At 54.8% G+C, this 14,988-nt stretch carries 13 protein-coding genes; 6 read left to right on the plus strand and 7 right to left on the minus strand.

Going from position 1 to position 14,988, the window contains the following annotated elements; translation table 11 throughout:
• Window positions 1–10 precede the first annotated feature (10 nt).
• From MFLA_RS13900 to MFLA_RS13910, 3 genes are all read left to right on the plus strand, one after another.
• Window positions 11–283 carry an HU family DNA-binding protein gene (locus MFLA_RS13900; RefSeq protein ID WP_011480940.1) on the plus strand — a complete coding sequence of 91 codons (273 nt, stop codon included), beginning with the start codon at window positions 11–13 and terminating at the stop codon, window positions 281–283.
• Window positions 284–488: 205 nt separating this feature from the next.
• Window positions 489–716, plus strand: coding sequence for a hypothetical protein (locus MFLA_RS13905; protein WP_195742029.1), 228 nt, complete (start codon window positions 489–491; stop codon window positions 714–716).
• Window positions 713–1,138, plus strand: a complete 426-nt coding sequence (locus MFLA_RS13910) for a hypothetical protein (RefSeq protein WP_011480942.1) — start codon at window positions 713–715, stop codon at window positions 1,136–1,138. Before MFLA_RS13905 ends, MFLA_RS13910 begins: the two co-directional genes overlap by 4 nt.
• Here MFLA_RS13910 and MFLA_RS13915 read toward each other — a convergent pair.
• Window positions 1,127–1,420 (minus strand): hypothetical protein, encoded by a 294-nt coding sequence (locus MFLA_RS13915; protein WP_011480943.1) that lies wholly within the window; start codon window positions 1,418–1,420, stop codon window positions 1,127–1,129. The two genes, MFLA_RS13910 and MFLA_RS13915, sit on opposite strands and share 12 nt — an antisense overlap.
• Before the next feature lie 21 nt (window positions 1,421–1,441).
• On the opposite strand from MFLA_RS13915, the gene MFLA_RS13920 reads away from it, so the two are divergent.
• From MFLA_RS13920 to MFLA_RS13930, 3 genes are read left to right on the plus strand one after another with little or no spacing between them, the layout of a single operon-like run.
• Complete coding sequence (locus MFLA_RS13920) at window positions 1,442–1,876, plus strand: gp16 family protein (RefSeq protein WP_011480944.1); 435 nt, start codon at window positions 1,442–1,444, stop codon at window positions 1,874–1,876.
• A 1-nt stretch (window position 1,877) separates the two neighbouring features.
• Window positions 1,878–2,225 (plus strand): Mor transcription activator family protein, encoded by a 348-nt coding sequence (locus tag MFLA_RS13925; RefSeq protein WP_011480945.1) that lies wholly within the window; start codon window positions 1,878–1,880, stop codon window positions 2,223–2,225.
• Window positions 2,226–2,233: 8 nt separating this feature from the next.
• A complete protein-coding gene (locus MFLA_RS13930) occupies window positions 2,234–2,467 on the plus strand; it encodes a hypothetical protein (RefSeq protein WP_048811782.1) in 234 nt (77 codons plus the stop codon).
• A 424-nt stretch (window positions 2,468–2,891) separates the two neighbouring features.
• Here MFLA_RS13930 and MFLA_RS13935 read toward each other — a convergent pair whose 3' ends face one another.
• The 6 genes from MFLA_RS13935 to MFLA_RS13965 all read right to left on the minus strand — a co-directional run bounded on the left by MFLA_RS13935 (window position 2,892) and on the right by MFLA_RS13965 (window position 14,706).
• Window positions 2,892–3,134, minus strand: a complete 243-nt coding sequence (locus tag MFLA_RS13935; protein WP_011480946.1) for a DUF2789 domain-containing protein — start codon at window positions 3,132–3,134, stop codon at window positions 2,892–2,894.
• A 696-nt stretch (window positions 3,135–3,830) separates the two neighbouring features.
• A complete protein-coding gene (locus tag MFLA_RS13940; RefSeq protein WP_011480947.1) occupies window positions 3,831–4,484 on the minus strand; it encodes a PEP-CTERM sorting domain-containing protein in 654 nt (217 codons plus the stop codon).
• 168 nt (window positions 4,485–4,652) lie between these two features.
• Window positions 4,653–5,576 (minus strand): tetratricopeptide repeat protein, encoded by a 924-nt coding sequence (locus MFLA_RS13945; protein ID WP_011480948.1) that lies wholly within the window; start codon window positions 5,574–5,576, stop codon window positions 4,653–4,655.
• A 261-nt stretch (window positions 5,577–5,837) separates the two neighbouring features.
• The gene (locus tag MFLA_RS13950) at window positions 5,838–7,592 is read right to left on the minus strand and encodes a sulfite reductase subunit alpha (protein ID WP_011480949.1); all 1,755 of its coding nucleotides are present in this window, start codon (window positions 7,590–7,592) and stop codon (window positions 5,838–5,840) included.
• Window positions 7,593–7,658: 66 nt separating this feature from the next.
• Window positions 7,659–13,169: a glutamate synthase-related protein gene (locus MFLA_RS13955; protein ID WP_011480950.1), complete on the minus strand. Its 5,511-nt coding sequence runs from the start codon at window positions 13,167–13,169 to the stop codon at window positions 7,659–7,661.
• Between the two features lie 556 nt (window positions 13,170–13,725).
• Window positions 13,726–14,706: a FecR domain-containing protein gene (locus MFLA_RS13965; protein WP_011480952.1), complete on the minus strand. Its 981-nt coding sequence runs from the start codon at window positions 14,704–14,706 to the stop codon at window positions 13,726–13,728.
• Between the last annotated feature and the right edge of the window lie 282 nt (window positions 14,707–14,988).

A 14,988-nucleotide genomic window follows, 5' to 3' on the forward strand; every position in this document is an offset into this window, starting at 1 on the left:
AAACCACATCATGAAGAAATCCGAATTAGTAGCACTGATCAAGCCTGCAAACACCTCTGCGGCAGTGACCGAAAGCATCCTTGACGCCTTGGGCAGCGTTGTCCAGGAGCAGCTTGCCAGAGGCGGCGAAGTCACCCTGCCAGGCATCGGCAAGCTGAGCGTGACAGAGCGTGCCGCACGCGCTGGCCGCAACCCACGAACAGGCGAAATCATCCCCATCGAAGCCAAGAAGACGCCAAAGTTCAGCGCAGCCAAGGCGCTGAAAGACGCGGTCAACGGCTAGACCTTCACTCGCAGCGCGTTCTTGGAGCGTGCTGCAGGGGAAGGTTTATGGGGTGGCTCACAAAGAGACCTATACGTGTGAGCAGGCGGATACCAAGTTGCTTAAGGCAGAACGGCACGGTCAGCTGAGTCTTGGTGCAGACCAGGAACTAATGCCGCCATCGGAGCAGTCGTGCAGCCATCCCACCATTTGATGAGGAATGTATATGGACAAATTCAACCTACAGGTAAATAGCTCGGGAGCCTGGCGCAATGTCCTTGTCAGTATGACCAAGGAACAGATGCAGCAATTGGAGGAACATAGCGCTGCGATTGCCGCCATTGCTGGTGAAAGTCACAAGTGGCGCATCGTCGTTGCCGGGCTGGATGAGGTGATCGCTTATTGCCAGGCTCCTGACTATCAATGGCAAGCACCTAAACGAGGCCGAGCATGAATTTAGTAGAGCATTTATTTACTGTTGCCGGTGAGGAATGTGGAGAGATTGCGCAAATGTGTTCCAAAGTGAATCGCTTTGGAATGAATGAAGTATTTCCAGGCCAGCCATTGACCAATGCGCAAAGAATGCATGTGGAGATAGATGACTTGATGGCCATGATTGAATTACTTAATCAGCACGCTGACTTTGGCTATGCACCATCAAGTACTCGCATTGAGGCTAAGAAAGCCAAGGTAATGAAATATGCCGCTTATTCAAAACAACTCGGGACGCTGACCGACCAGCATCCTACTGCCACTAGCGATCTGCACAAGGTAAGGGATTGGATCAATGATCTACCCATTCCGCGCCCAAAGGGAACAGCGCATATGTCGATGGTGCTGGCGCAGGCAATGAAAAAGCTTGGCTTACTTGAGTAAAGTTATGCAAACACCAATGATTGATACCAATAATGTGGCTCCGGCAATCCATAAAGTTGCCTTTGTTAATTTATGCGAGCTTTCTGCAAGATGGCGTGCAGTATCAGTCTTGATCTGTGTTTTCTTAATAAGTTCGTTAGTAATCTTGTTCCGAAGATCTTCTTTTAAGTTTCGTTTATTAAGCAGAATTTGTAAGTCTTGCTCGCAGGCATTTGCTATACGCTCATCCAGTTCTCTGCCTTCTGCCATTTCGATGTCATGCATTTCCAGCTTTCCAGGCATTGATCAACTCCAGGTGCTTAGATGAAACCCAACTATAACCGCAACAACGCCCTCGCCAAAATCCACATTGCCAAGAAAGAGCTTGGCCTGGATGACGACACCTATGAACTTATACTCAGTAATCTCTGCAAGGGCAAGACATCAGCAGCAGACTTGGATTGGCTGGAGCTTCAGAAGGTGTTGAAGCACTTTGAATCCAAGGGATGGATAAGCAAGCCCGCTAAGAAAGCCCGTACAACCACAACTATGAAGCGTGATAGCGATGAAGTCGCTCTTATCCGCGCCTTGTGGCTCAACCTTCACAAGCTGGGTGCAGTCAAGAATCCATCCGAGCAAGCCATTGCTGCATTCACCAAGCGTCAATACGGCGTCGGCCATCATAAGTGGTTGGACAAAAATCAAGCCACTCATATGGCGGAAGCGTTAAAGAGTTGGATCAGTAGGGTGACCAAGTAACATGCGCAAGGACAAGCACAGCGTCGCTGGCGAGTTCCTGGATGACTTCATCAGGTTCAATAAGGAGCTGCTGCTGGCGGTTGGCCACAACACCGACCAAGCCGAAGAGATGTCGCGCCAGATCGCTCAGAAGATGTGCGACGAATGGGGCGGCCAAATTATCTACTTCCCTAAATACAAGCGTGCTGGCTTGTCTGAGCGTGACCTGCAAATCTGGAAAGACTTCAATGGCAACAACCACCGCGAACTAGCCCGTAAGTACAAAATGGCAGTTCAGAATATTTATCGTATACTGGAATTTGTTAAGCGTGAGGAAATAGCCAGAAGGCAAGGCGCTTTAGATTTATAGGAGAGGTCATGAAGTATTTATTTTTCGGTGGTCCATTTAATGACCATATTTTTGATTTGCCAGAGCCATTGGCTGTGATGAATCTTTCACTTAATAATGAAACATATCCTTATGTTTCAAAGAATTTTTTTTATGATGGTAAAGAATATCTGATTTACGTGTCTCATGATGCAGTTCATCCTCAAGAATATGAAACTGAAGTAGCTCGTTTGATTGCATTACACTCAATTCCTGCGCTTTAATTTTTGGCCCAGTTTATTTTCACTATATGAAAATGCTTTTTAACTGGGCTGTCCCGTTTCATCCCACATAGTTTCGTTTTATCCCACTTATCTCAATTATCTCTATCTAGTTATCTCACCCCTTCTCAGTCAATCTTCCATGCAATCACTTTCATCAGGAGCATGCTATGTCATTGCCCAGCATTCCTCCATTTCTTCCGGGCGGGAGTTGAGGGTGAGTTGACGATGGGCCCGCCGCCATCCAAGGCAAGGCATTGCGACACTTAGCCTCTGTGGAATGCGGAAAGACAGACCAGCCAGAAAGAGCTCCCCCACGTTTGGGCAGATCGCCAAGAATTGATACACATTCTTTGCCCGGCCGAGCTGATCGACCCGGCGCTAGACCATGATGCGCGGATGAATTTGTACTCGTGCGCTTACAACTTTAGCTGTCAACCGGACGCAGAGCAATGTTGAGTTGGTCGATTACTTCGGCCCAGTCGGCATCCTGCAACCAGCCTTCGCGCAGGAAGGTTGCTTGCGCTGGCGTCCAGAACGGGGCATCAGGTAATGCAACATCATGGGGCAGGGGAGAGTGTTCGGCGAGAAACCGGCGGATGCCTACTTCATCGTTGGGAAGACCAAGCTGAGCAAACAATTCGGAAAAAGGATGGAAGGTCTGGCTCATGGTTGGCACCTCGTCTCAAATCATTACTCGGCATATGCACTGGTCAGGCATATATCGATTTAAACATAGGCGCCGACACTGTTCAATCAGTGCCTACAGCGGATGATCAACGGCTCACCAGTGTGCGGCACGCCAGAGGGGGTTAGCCAGATTCAACGCCTCATGTCTTTCCCATCGATCTCACCGATGTGCGCCAGTACCGTACTGAGGATGCCAACCAGCAAAATCAAGTCCCTGATAAATTTTTTACGTGTGCCGGCCGTGGCTTGAAGGAACATGAGGTCATCATTCGGCTGACGCGTAATGCCGAGATGCTGAACCCTCATAAAAAGAAGGCCAGCAGAATCTGCTAGCCTTTAAGAGTACATTATTGGCGGAGAAAGTTAGAGTGCCAAGAATGTATGTGCCCATCATGATTTAAATGAAAATCATTGTCAACAACATTTGCAATAGGGGATTATTAATTCCCTTCTGTCATCAAACAGTCACGAAGTTACAATTTAACTATCACATAACCAGACTAATATAAGCTTCGTAGCTTGGTCACATTTGTCATTCCCCCCGAAAATTGCAATAAATCCTGGCTACTGCCCTGACTTGTCAGGGCTTTTATTTTCCAGTGGGCTCTACATCCATGATGCAAAAAAACGGCAACCCAAAAGGTTGCCGTTTTACTTTCAACGCACTTGGAAGTGCTTAGGCTTGCTGCTTACGACGTGCGGCGAAACCAACGAAAGCCAGACCAGCCAGCAACAGCGCATATTCTGAAGGCTCTGGAACTGCCGCGACCACTTGGTCAAGCTGGAATGCGAAGGAGTTGGCATGTGCTTCAGTAGAGAATGTCACCTTGATGGCATCGATACCGGTCACATCGCTCAAGTCCCAGGAGAAATACTTGTAAGCACTCGCTTGTGCATTACCATCAACCAGAGCAGCCAGGTAATCCACACCGTCAACGGTATAGCTCAGGGAAACATCATACAGACCCTTGCCTGTGCCACCAGGTGCACTATGGCTCTGGAATACGACGGAAGTCAGGTTGTCTGCGACTGTGGCGTCAGTCAGGGTGAAAGTGGAGAACGGACTGCTCCATTCATACAAACCGCCCCCTGCAGGATAAGCCGTGCCTGCGATACGAGTCAGTACGGCATCGCCCGAACCCGCGACGTTGGCACCATAACCGGCTGCAAGTTGAGCTCCCGTCACTACGGAGCCAACCAGCTGATTCCAACCATTAAATTCGACGGAATCCGCCACATCCACAAATGGCAAAGCAGTGTCATTCGCCTGCGCGATAGGCGCCAGCATGCTCACTGCCAATGCGGCAGAACCTACCAAATACTTGATCATTTTTAATTCCTTTTGGTTGGGCAGTCACTATGAACGTGTCCGCCATCGATTAATTAGGAACCAAAATGATAAATGTTATTATTAACATATGCAAATTGTTTTGATTTACCAAGTGTGCGTCGGGAACTTTTTCTTTCCAGTATTTTCGCTGAACCAGAAAGAAAGGCATCAGCTCAAGCTGATATGGAAGTCAACCTCCTGTTGCGCCTGCGTATGGCCCTGCCGGGCCGCACAGCGCAGCCACCAGCGCCCCAATGAGAGGTTGGCGATATTACCCGCTCCCTGAGCTAGCAGGAATTTGGCATATGCGTAAGCATCGTGCGCATTGCCGCGCAGAGCACATTTGTGCAGGGCTTCCATGCCTACTTGATATAAAACGGGGTGAGGGTGCTTGAGCAAGTTGGCAGCCATGGTACGGGTAAATGCCATGTGGGCATTCCCAAGGGCTTCTCGCATCCATTGAAGCGCGCCTTCCATTTGTCCGCGTTCCGACAGCATCAAAGCATAGTTATACTGCCCGCGAAAATCGCCCGCCTCGGCCGAGCGACGGTAGTAATCGAAGGCCTTTTCCTGATCCCGCTCCCCCAGCCAGCCTTCCTCGAAGAACCTGCCAACGACCCCCAGCGACTTGGCATGCCCTAATTCGGCAGCCTTGTTATACCAGTCGAACGCTTCGCGCTCATTCTTTTCCACACCGAGTCCATGTAGCAGCAGGTGGCCATAGTTATACATGCCCCAATCCAGCCCTTGGTTGGCTGCTGTGCGGAACCAGTATGCAGCGCAAGCATGATCCACCGGGCCGCCCCAGCCCTGGTCGTAGGCACGCCCGAGCATGTTCATTCCGAGCAAGTGACCCGCTTCCGCCGCCTTGCGAAACCAGATCCTGGCCTGCCTGGGGTCTGGCTCCAGGCCATACCCGTCCAGATAGGCTTGGCCAAGCAATACCTGGGCCTCGGCCTCTCCTCGCTCAGCCAATGCCTTTATCCATTGCACGGCCTCAAAGGGGTCGCCCGCCAGCCGGCGCTTCAGCTCTTCCGCACTGATATTGTTCAGGTGTTCGGGGGTGATGAATGGGGCACTACGGGACGACATACTGGGTGAGAACAGGAATTAATCAGGAGGTGACTATACACCAAATCCCGCCGGACCATCCTGTCTTGCCTTATCGCGTCAACCTTAAAACGCAGTTAGGGTTTACGTAGTGGCCCGGCTTTCTTGAATAAAAATGCGCGTCATGACAGGCAAGCATGAACTGATACCCCTGAGCAGTGCACATCAAAACAGGCTGGTGCAGTCAGTGGAAAATCAGAAAAAACGGGGCATGAAGCCCCGTTCTTGTCTGCATCTTGTTGCCTAGTAAACGTCGCGTAGGTAACGTTTCTCGCGCTTGAGCTGGTTGACATAGGCTGCCGCCCCCTCTGCATCCAGGCCGCCATGTTCGGCGACCACATCATGCAGCGCCTGGTCCACATCCTTGGCCATGCGGCTAGCATCACCACACACGTAGAAGTAGCCGCCTTCCTGCAGCCAGGCGTAGAGTTCCTTGCCATTCTCCCTCATTCGGGTCTGCACATAGATTTTCTCGGCTTGATCACGTGAAAAGGCCAGGTCGAGACGGTTGAGCACGCCGTGCTTCATCATCTCGGTAAGCTCATCCTCATAGATGAAATCATGCGCGCGCGTCTGGTCGCCAAAGAACAGCCAGTTGCGACCAGGCGCTGCTGATTCCCGGCGCTCCTGCAGGAAGGCACGGAACGGCGCAATGCCTGTCCCTGGCCCCACCATGATCACGGGAGCGTTCTTGTCCGCCGGCACGCGGAAGGATTTGTTGGTGCTAAGGAAAATGCCAGCCTGTCCGCCTTCCTTCACCCGGTCTGCCAGGAAGGTGGAGCACACGCCACCACGCTGCCGACCACCAGAGACATAACGCACGCTCGCAACGGTGAGATGAATACGGTCGGGACTCGCCAGCGAGCTGGAGGAAATCGAGTAGGCACGGTGCTGCAGTGGCTTGAGCAGGCTCAAGAATTCATCCACGCTCAGGCTCATCGACGGATTCAGTTGCAACAGGTCGAGGATGTCCTTGCCCCAAAGCCAATGTTCCAAGGCCGCCTTGTCGCCGCTTTGCACCAGGCGGGTCAGCTCTTCATTGCCAGCGCGCTGTTCGACAGCCGCGATCAATTCGCGCGATGGCGTAGATATCTCAAAGCCGCGTGTGAGCAAATCTACCAGGGGTCGGTCATGCTTGGCCACCGCGGCATCTGGCTTCGCATTCAGGCGTTGCAGAATCAAGCTCACGAGTTCAGGATTATTCTCCGGCACCACATTGAGGGCATCACCGGCCTCGTAGTGAATACCGCTATCGCCCAGATCGAATTCGTAATGGCGGATTTCCTTGCCCGAACCCTGACCGGATAGGCGGCGGTTCACTGCCAATGTAGAGATATATGGATTTTTGCGGTTATAAGCGGATGCCGCAGGCGGGGAAGTATCTGCTGCGGCAGCAGGCGATGCAGCCACTTCGTCCGGTCCGCCTTCCACTGCTGCAAACAGGGGCATGGCAGCCTCGATCCAGGCGGTGGCGGGCTCTTCATAATCCACGTCGCAATCCACGCGTGCCAGCAGGCGCTTGGCACCCAGCTGCTCCAGCCTGGTATCGAGTTTCTTGCCGGCTTCGCAGAAGCCGTCGTAACCCGTGTCACCGATTGCCAGCACGCCGAAACTCATGTCTTCAAGCCGCTCGGCATGTTCGGACGACAGTGCCTCCCAGAATAGCTGGGCGTTGTCAGGCATTTCGCCTTCGCCATAGGTGGAGGTGACGATCAATACCCGGCGCATGGTGGCGAAGTCCTCCAGCTCGACTTCATCCAGCGCCTTCACAATAGGCTCCAGGCCATGCTGCTTGGCATGGCTGGCAGCCGTCGCAGCCAGCCCCTCTGCATTGCCGGTTTGCGAACCATAAAGAATATAGATTGGCGGTTTGCCACGCCCACTGCTGGTACTGCCGGTATCGAGCAGCCGGGTCTGCAGGCCTGCCATAAAGCCGGCGAGCCAGGCTTTCTGGTCTTGATTGAACGGTGAATCTTCGGGAATGTAAGGAATCTTCATTATCTGGTCGTCAATAAATACATGCCGTGCACCAGGCACGGCATGAGTCAAACTACTAGTATAGTCTTAATTGGATTTTAGCGTAGTCACGAGCTCTTGCATGGAAGCTTTCGCAAACAAGGCTTCCAAGCTGGGCAGGGTACCAAGCAGGGTGCTGTTCTTCAGGCTCTGGTGAATGATCCAGCCATAAGTGCCGGGACTGTCCATGGAAAGAATGTTCCGCTGGCTCAGGGCAGCCTTGTAATCCCGCAATCGCTTGTCCGCAATCAGCACGGCAAGCTCCTGGTCACTATATCCGTCAATCGCTTCGCGTGCATAACGCTGAAGCTTCTGCATCAGGAGGAAGTCCTCGGTGAGCAACAGGTTGCGTACTGCCTTTTGCACGGCAGGGTCCGTCACCGACTGCGCATTGGACACCTTGGCCATCGCCACCTGCTGCGCCATGTTGAGCACAGTATAGTTATTGAGCAGCTCGAACATTTCCTCGCTGTCTACATCGCCGTGGCTCGGCACTTTGCCGCCCGCTACTGGCTTGCCATCGCGGTAAGCCAGCTTGAACTTTCGCACCTGGAAAGCAGCCAGCGCGGAAGACAGTTCCTCGAGCAGTTCCTTGCGGGGTTTCGCCTTGAGGATTTCATCGCTGTCCTGGTAAAGCAAGAGCGCGCGTGGCATCACGAAGACGAAGTTCTGGCGCTCGGCATCCCAGTTTTCCAGCAGCCAGGCGGCGCGCTTGGAGCCGGTAGCCTCAAGATGCCACTGCAACAGCAGCTGAATGGCCTGGCTGTGTACCTGCGCCATTTCGGTATCGTCGGCGATGCTGCCCAGCAATACCGAATCTGCTGCCACTTTGCGAGAAAGCTCGCCATAGGGGTCGTACTGGTAGGCGAAGCCGCCGCTCATGCCATTGCCGAAACCCTTGCCGAATGCGCCCAGATTAAGCACGGCGCCATTCGTCATGTATTCGCAGGCAAAATCGCCCACGCCTTCCACCACTGCGGTCGCGCCGGAGTTCCGCACGGCAAAGCGGTCGCCCGCCTGGCCTTCGACGAAGAGGCGGCCGCCCGTTGCGCCGAACAGCGCAAAATTGCCCACCAATACATTGCCGCCAGCCTGCTCGGAACCACCGCCCGGCGAAGTCACAATGATTGTTCCGCCGCATTGGCCCTTGCCGACGCCATCGTTGCAGGTGCCGCTGTGATGCATCACCATGCCATCGTTGCAGAATGCGCCGTAGGACTGGCCTGCTGAACCGCTGGTGCTGACCCTGACGCTCTCCGGCTTGAGGAAACGGCGGCCACGCTTGTCCATGACAACGGCGGGCAGGCGCAACGCCTCTTCCTCAGTCAGCTCATGGTTGAGCAAGCGCTCGATATCAATTGCAAGCTGCCCGCCCACGGTCTTGTTACAGTTGTTCAGCCTGCGGCCTTCGCCGAGCTGGACTTCAGACTGCTTGTCAGTCACCAGTGCCTGACGCAATACGTCGATGAAGGCGTCGTCCAGGGTGAAGTCTTTCTCCATGTAAACCGGGTTTTCGATCTTGACTTCAGGCACCACAGCCAGCATCGCCCGCAGGTCGAGCTGACCAACCCTGGCAGGATGATCAAGCAATTGCAACAGGTCGCTGCGACCACGCGCCTCGCGCAGCGAGCGCAGGCCGATCGAGGCAAGAATCTCACGGGTTTCATGCGCTACGTTGAGCAGGTATTGCGCCAATGCCCGCGGATCACCGTCGAATGCCTCAGCATTGGTGGTAAGGCCAGCGGGACACTTGACGTTACAGTTCTTCGCCATGACGCACTTCAGCATCATCAGGGCCGTGGTACCGAACTCGAAGCTGTCGCCACCCAACATAGCGGACTTCACTACATCGCTCGCGGTCTGATGCGCGCCAGAGCAACGCAAGATCACTTTGTCGCGCAAGCCATTCGCGCACAGTGCATGGTGCACTTCAGCAATGCCGATTTCGGCAGCGCGACCAGTATATTTCAGGCTGGTCACGGCTGCTGCCCCGGTCCCGCCAGTATTACCAGCCACGTTGATGACATCGGCGCCTGCCTTGGCAACGCCCACGGCAATCGTGCCAATACCCTCGGAAGACACCAGCTTGACGATCACCCGCACCCGCGCTGCCTTGCAGTCATGAATCAGCTGCGCCAAATCCTCGATTGAATACGTATCATGATGCGGCGGCGGAGAGACGAGCTCCACGCCCGGCGTGCCACCGCGTGCAGCGGCGATCTCGACCGTCACTTTGGGCGCCGGCAGTTGGCCGCCTTCGCCCGGCTTCGCGCCCTGGCCAATCTTGATTTCGAGCTCTTCCAGCATCGGGTCTGCCAGATAGCCTGCCCAGACGCCGAAACGGCCAGAGGCAAGCTGTTTAATCCGTGACGCACGAATCGTCCCATACCGGGAAATATGTTCGCCGCCTTCGCCGGAGTTGGACATGCCGCCCACCATGTTGGTGCCGTGCGCTACCGCCTCGTGCGCGGGCGCTACCAATGCGCCATGGCTCATCGCGCCCGAAGCAAAGCTGCGGGTAATTTCGCTGGCAGGCTGCACCTCGGCCAACGGCACGCTCGCAGGGGCGGGGCAGAGCAGGCTGAAGTAATCTGCAGCCTTGCCAGCAGCCTCGACAGTCAGCACGCCGCTTTCCAGCCAGTGCCCGCTGATATCCTTGCCAAAATGCGCCACCAGGGCTTGCCCCAGGCTGGATAAGCGGGAAATATCCTCCGCCAGGGGGCCAGTGAGGCGCAGGTTGAAACGTGCGTTGCCCAGCTCCTGAACTTCCAGTCCACGCACGGCAATACTATTGTTGCCCACGAGGGCATAGCGGGCCAATACCGCACGGAACTCATCGGCAGTCTTCAGGCCAGTCAGGTCTGCCGGAAAATCCAGCACGTCGCGCAAGGCAGACGGGCGCTTGGCGCGCTCCTCCGCCATCATGTGCGAAAAACTGCGATAGCTTGATGTGATATCGAAGTTATCGATCTCTTCGGCGCTCAGGCGGTCGAAACTACCGCTGAATGCCTCGCCTTTCTTGAAGGAAAACGCGTCTTCGAGTTTGGACAAGGTCATCAGGCGCAGGAAATCGTCTTCAGCACGCTTGCCTTGCTTGTCGAAATGAATTTTTTCTTCCGTCATCTCGACAAACCCGCGCACGGCGATAGTGCCAAAGGAATGGCCCGCGCCTTCGGAGCGCTCCTTGAACAAGCCCAGCAGCGGCACGCTGTTTTCGTCAGTCACTTTCTGCGCTTCCTGGTGCCAGTCGACGACCATCTTCGCGATGGCGGCAAAATCGGCTCCGCCAACCGGCGTTTTCAGGTTAGGGAAGTATTTCCGCAACACCGGGTCATTGGTATTGAGGAAGTTCGGCTCGAAAAATTCACCACCAATATAACTTTCGACAGTACAAAGCCCGACCTTGCCCATGGTCTTCATCAGGGACTTTTCAGCCGCCTTGGCGTATTTCTTGAACGCCTTGTCGGCTTCCGCGCCGTACTTTTCCTCGGCGCGCAGCTGGACGCCCAGCGGATAGATGGCAGAGGCCCCAAACCCCAAGGCAGCGGCTACATGGTGGGAGGATACGATCTGACCGCTTTCAGCCACGATAGATACATCCAGGCGCAAGCCTTCATCGATCAGGCGCTGGTTGGTGGCAGAGACCACCAGCAACAACGGCATGGCAGCCTGGGTAGACGATACGTGCCGATCGGAGATCACGGCAATGCCGCCCTCTTCACGTGCAAATTCGACGATAGCGTCTGCAAGCGCATCGATGGCTTGTTCCAACGCCTTTTCGTTGGCTGCAGCATTACCGACTATCGGCGTGTACAACGCCTCGAAGCATCGGTACGGCGTCTCCGTCTGCTCGCGCAATTTGAGCATGTCGAGATGGCTGAGGATAGGCGAGTCGATCACGATCTGCCGACCCTTGCCCTTGTTCATGTTGGGCTTGGCGCCCAACGCGACACGCAGGGTCATGCCGTCGGCCTCACGGATGGAGTCGAGAGGAGGATTGGTGACCTGTGCGAAACGCTGCGAGAAATAATGCGCCACACCCCCTTCATGATCCGTGAGGGCGTTGATGGCATTGCCGTAACCCATGGCAGAGATCTTTTCTGCCCCGGTTGCCAGCATCGGGTCCATCATGAACTTGAAGCTTTCCTGGTTGTAGTAATAGGAAACGAAGCGCTGGTAGAGCGACAGGTCGCCATGGTAACGCTGTGGAGAACCCGCCACTTCGGCCGGTACCTCAGGCAATTGTTTCAGCGTCGCCCGTGCCTGCTTGAGCAGGGCGGGATAATCGCGCTTGGCAGCCAGCATTTCCAGGGTTTCCAGCGTACCGCGTGAACGTTTCTCGCTGTGATCGTAATACAGCATGCCGCCGGCCTCGATACGGCCACGGCGCAGTACGCTTTCCGGCGGGAAGTTGATCTGGCCGGCTTCGGACATCACGCAAAGGTATTCCTGCGTCTCGACACTGCGCAGGGGACGCAGGCCAAGACGGTCCAGGCGCGCACCTATCACGGTGCCATTGCCAAAGATCAGGGCGGCAGGGCCGTCATTCTTCTCTTCATAAAGAGAGAAATACTCCAGCATGGCCTTGACGTTGTCAGGCAGGGTGGGATCGTTCTCCCACGCCGGCGGCATCATGGAAACCACGGCCGTGACCAGGTCCAGGCCATCGTCCATCAGGCGGCTGTTCAGTGTCTGATCCAGGCGTGAGCTATCGGACTGGCCCTTGGGACGGAAAATCTTGCCATTGCGCGCGCGAGCAAGCGCGGCTTCGGCGATGCGGTTCTTGCGATCAGTATTCAGCTCACCGTTGTGGGCCATCATGCGGAACGGCTGCGCCATGCTCGGATGGGGGTCGGTATTGGTAGAAAACCGTGTATGGAAATACATGGTGTGTACGGCATGATCTTCTTCCACGAGGTCATGGAAGTATGGAATCACCTCGTTGGAATTCAGGCGACCCTTGAGCACTTGGGTATGTGCAGACATCGACAGCGGATACAGCCCACTCAGGCCAGCATCGGTATAAGCCTGCTCTTCGATGACCAGCAACGCCTTGTAGATACGGCGATCAAACTCTTGCACATCAATATCGTCAGGAGCCGCAAACACCCATTGCTGGATGGGCAGCTGATAGCGAACGGCAGCAGGGCGGATGGCGCTATTGTCTACTGGCACATCGCGTACCAGCAATATATCGAAACCCTTCTCGGACAAGGCACGACGGATAATCTGCTCGGCACGGGGATAAGCTGATGCATCGCTGGGCAGGAAGAAATTGCCGACACCAAAACGGCCCGCTTCAAGTGCTTGGCCGGTCAGCCTACGAAAAAACGGCAATGAAAGATCGATGGAGACACCAGCGCCGTCGCCCACTCCTTCGGCGGACATGCCGCCACGGTGCGGAATCGTGCACAAAGCCTCATGCCCTTTGACCAGTACGTCGTGCGTCTGTACCCCGTCCTTGCGGGTAATGAAACCAACGCCACAGTTATCCTTATCCAGGGAACTGTCATACAAGCCAAACGTGTTCTCGCTCTGTGGATCCTTGAGTGCGCTCATCTACCTCTCCAGCAAATTCATTAATGTCTGATGCAGCATTGCTATACCTGCACCACAGCATGGTATATTGTCTTGCTCGCTTGTCATTCCAAGCACCCCAACTTTCGCCGGGCTTATTTATAAGCAATTACCATACCAAAACTTGCTAGCGGCCCTGGCTCCGTTTCTACCTTTCCCCCTCTCATGTATCCAATTTAAAAACAAGGGATTACATGACGGGAATGATGGCCTGAACTCTCCGCAGAGTTATTGAGAATATTATCAAAAGCACCAAATATGTGCGCATGCACGTTTGAGGCACAACTTTTGTGCGAAATGACGATGGCAACCACAATCACTGGATCAAGGCCGGTGAATCTGCGGTTCTTGAAGCACATCACGAGGAAATGGAAATTCATGGGGTGAAACATCAATCCAAGAAGCATATTGTATTGATGAGCCACACAATCGCCCGATATTGCGGAGTAAAGAAACCACGACTCTTGAGTGGACAACGCCCCGGGTGCAAAGGACACGGAGCACCAATAGTGTGCATCGGGCTTGGAAGTGGCGGAAGTTATGCCGCCGGGGGCATCAGGCGCACCCAGTAGCGGGTCAGCATGCGGACCTGCAGATTCAAGCTCTGCTGCAACATCTCAATCACCTTGTCGGTATCATCCAGCGGATATGTACCACTCACTTTCAGGTGCTTGATGCTGTGATCGCAACCGAGGCTTCCCTTGCGGTAGCGGCTGAGCTCGGCCAGAAATTCGCCCAGCGGCATATCATCTGCCACCAGCATGCGCTGAAGCCATGCCGTATCATGCGGAATCACGGGCTCAATCGGTGTCACCATGTGCCGTGTGAAGGATAGTTGCTCCCCAGCCTGCAACCTCACCCTTGCTGGCATTTCGCTCGGGGCAACCTCTACTGCGCCTTCCAGTACTCCGACCTTGATCGGGCTATCTTTTTCATTGGTCAATTGGCGCACAACGAAGCGGGTGCCAAAAGCACGCACGCTGCCTTGATCGCTCGCGATCAGGAACGGGCGAGCCGTGGCCGATTCGGATGCAGTCGCCACATGCATCTCGCCACGCAATAGCATGAGGATGCGTTGCTGCTGGGTATAGGCCACATTGATGGCGCTGGAGGAGTTGAGATCCACGACGGTACCATCCTCCAGCTCTATGCGCCTCTGCTCACCAATACCGGTGCTGTAGTCAGCGCTGAGCTGCCACCATGGCGTTTTCTCCTGCACGACCCAGGCGCTGCCGCCTGCAAAAAGCAACATGGCAAGTGTCTTGATGGCACGCCTGCGCCTGAGCGAGCCGCGGGGCGCCATCGTGGCGTGGGCAAGCGAGGAAGACAGGCCGCCTAATCGCTCGCCCAGCATTTCGATATGCTGCCATGCACGCTCATGGTCCGGATGGGCTGCGCGCCAGGCCTGCCACTGCTCGCGCACTTCCTTGCCCACTTGGCCGGAGTGCAGCTCCACCAGCCATTCTGCCGCTGCACGGCTGACTTTCGGGGGAATCGCTTTTTCTGAATCAGTCCCCATGGACTTATGCTCCTCCGGCACAATATTGCACCCACTGCCTGGACAATCATCGTCTTAGACTGTCGATACACCCAGCTGGGATCACAAAGACGCCTTGCGTCCCTCGTATGGCAAACCAACAAGAAGACCATTAATTTCGACCAAGGTTTCCAGCGTGATGGGGGTTTCCTAGGGACAGGACGCTACGGCTTTGGACAAATGCAGAGGACACTCCGCCAAGCTTGCGGCGGCGGTAGATATTGGCAATCAGGCCAAACTACGGTAAGGAAAGGCGGGGTTCAC

The organism is Methylobacillus flagellatus KT (assembly GCF_000013705.1).
GTDB lineage: Bacteria > Pseudomonadota > Gammaproteobacteria > Burkholderiales > Methylophilaceae > Methylobacillus > Methylobacillus flagellatus.

Excerpts from the sequence above, each read along its gene's own strand:
- MFLA_RS13900 (WP_011480940.1), top strand. The coding sequence starts at position 11 with ATGAAGAAATCCGAATTAGTAGCACTGATCAAGCCTGCAAACACCTCT.
- MFLA_RS13905 (WP_195742029.1), top strand. The coding sequence starts at position 489 with ATGGACAAATTCAACCTACAGGTAAATAGCTCGGGAGCCTGGCGCAAT.
- MFLA_RS13910 (WP_011480942.1), top strand. The coding sequence starts at position 713 with ATGAATTTAGTAGAGCATTTATTTACTGTTGCCGGTGAGGAATGTGGA.
- MFLA_RS13915 (WP_011480943.1), bottom strand. The coding sequence starts at position 1,420 with ATGCCTGGAAAGCTGGAAATGCATGACATCGAAATGGCAGAAGGCAGA.
- MFLA_RS13920 (WP_011480944.1), top strand. The coding sequence starts at position 1,442 with ATGAAACCCAACTATAACCGCAACAACGCCCTCGCCAAAATCCACATT.
- MFLA_RS13925 (WP_011480945.1), top strand. The coding sequence starts at position 1,878 with ATGCGCAAGGACAAGCACAGCGTCGCTGGCGAGTTCCTGGATGACTTC.
- MFLA_RS13930 (WP_048811782.1), top strand. The coding sequence starts at position 2,234 with ATGAAGTATTTATTTTTCGGTGGTCCATTTAATGACCATATTTTTGAT.
- MFLA_RS13935 (WP_011480946.1), bottom strand. The coding sequence starts at position 3,134 with ATGAGCCAGACCTTCCATCCTTTTTCCGAATTGTTTGCTCAGCTTGGT.
- MFLA_RS13940 (WP_011480947.1), bottom strand. The coding sequence starts at position 4,484 with ATGATCAAGTATTTGGTAGGTTCTGCCGCATTGGCAGTGAGCATGCTG.
- MFLA_RS13945 (WP_011480948.1), bottom strand. The coding sequence starts at position 5,576 with ATGTCGTCCCGTAGTGCCCCATTCATCACCCCCGAACACCTGAACAAT.
- MFLA_RS13950 (WP_011480949.1), bottom strand. The coding sequence starts at position 7,592 with ATGAAGATTCCTTACATTCCCGAAGATTCACCGTTCAATCAAGACCAG.
- MFLA_RS13955 (WP_011480950.1), bottom strand. The coding sequence starts at position 13,169 with ATGAGCGCACTCAAGGATCCACAGAGCGAGAACACGTTTGGCTTGTAT.
- MFLA_RS13965 (WP_011480952.1), bottom strand. The coding sequence starts at position 14,706 with ATGGGGACTGATTCAGAAAAAGCGATTCCCCCGAAAGTCAGCCGTGCA.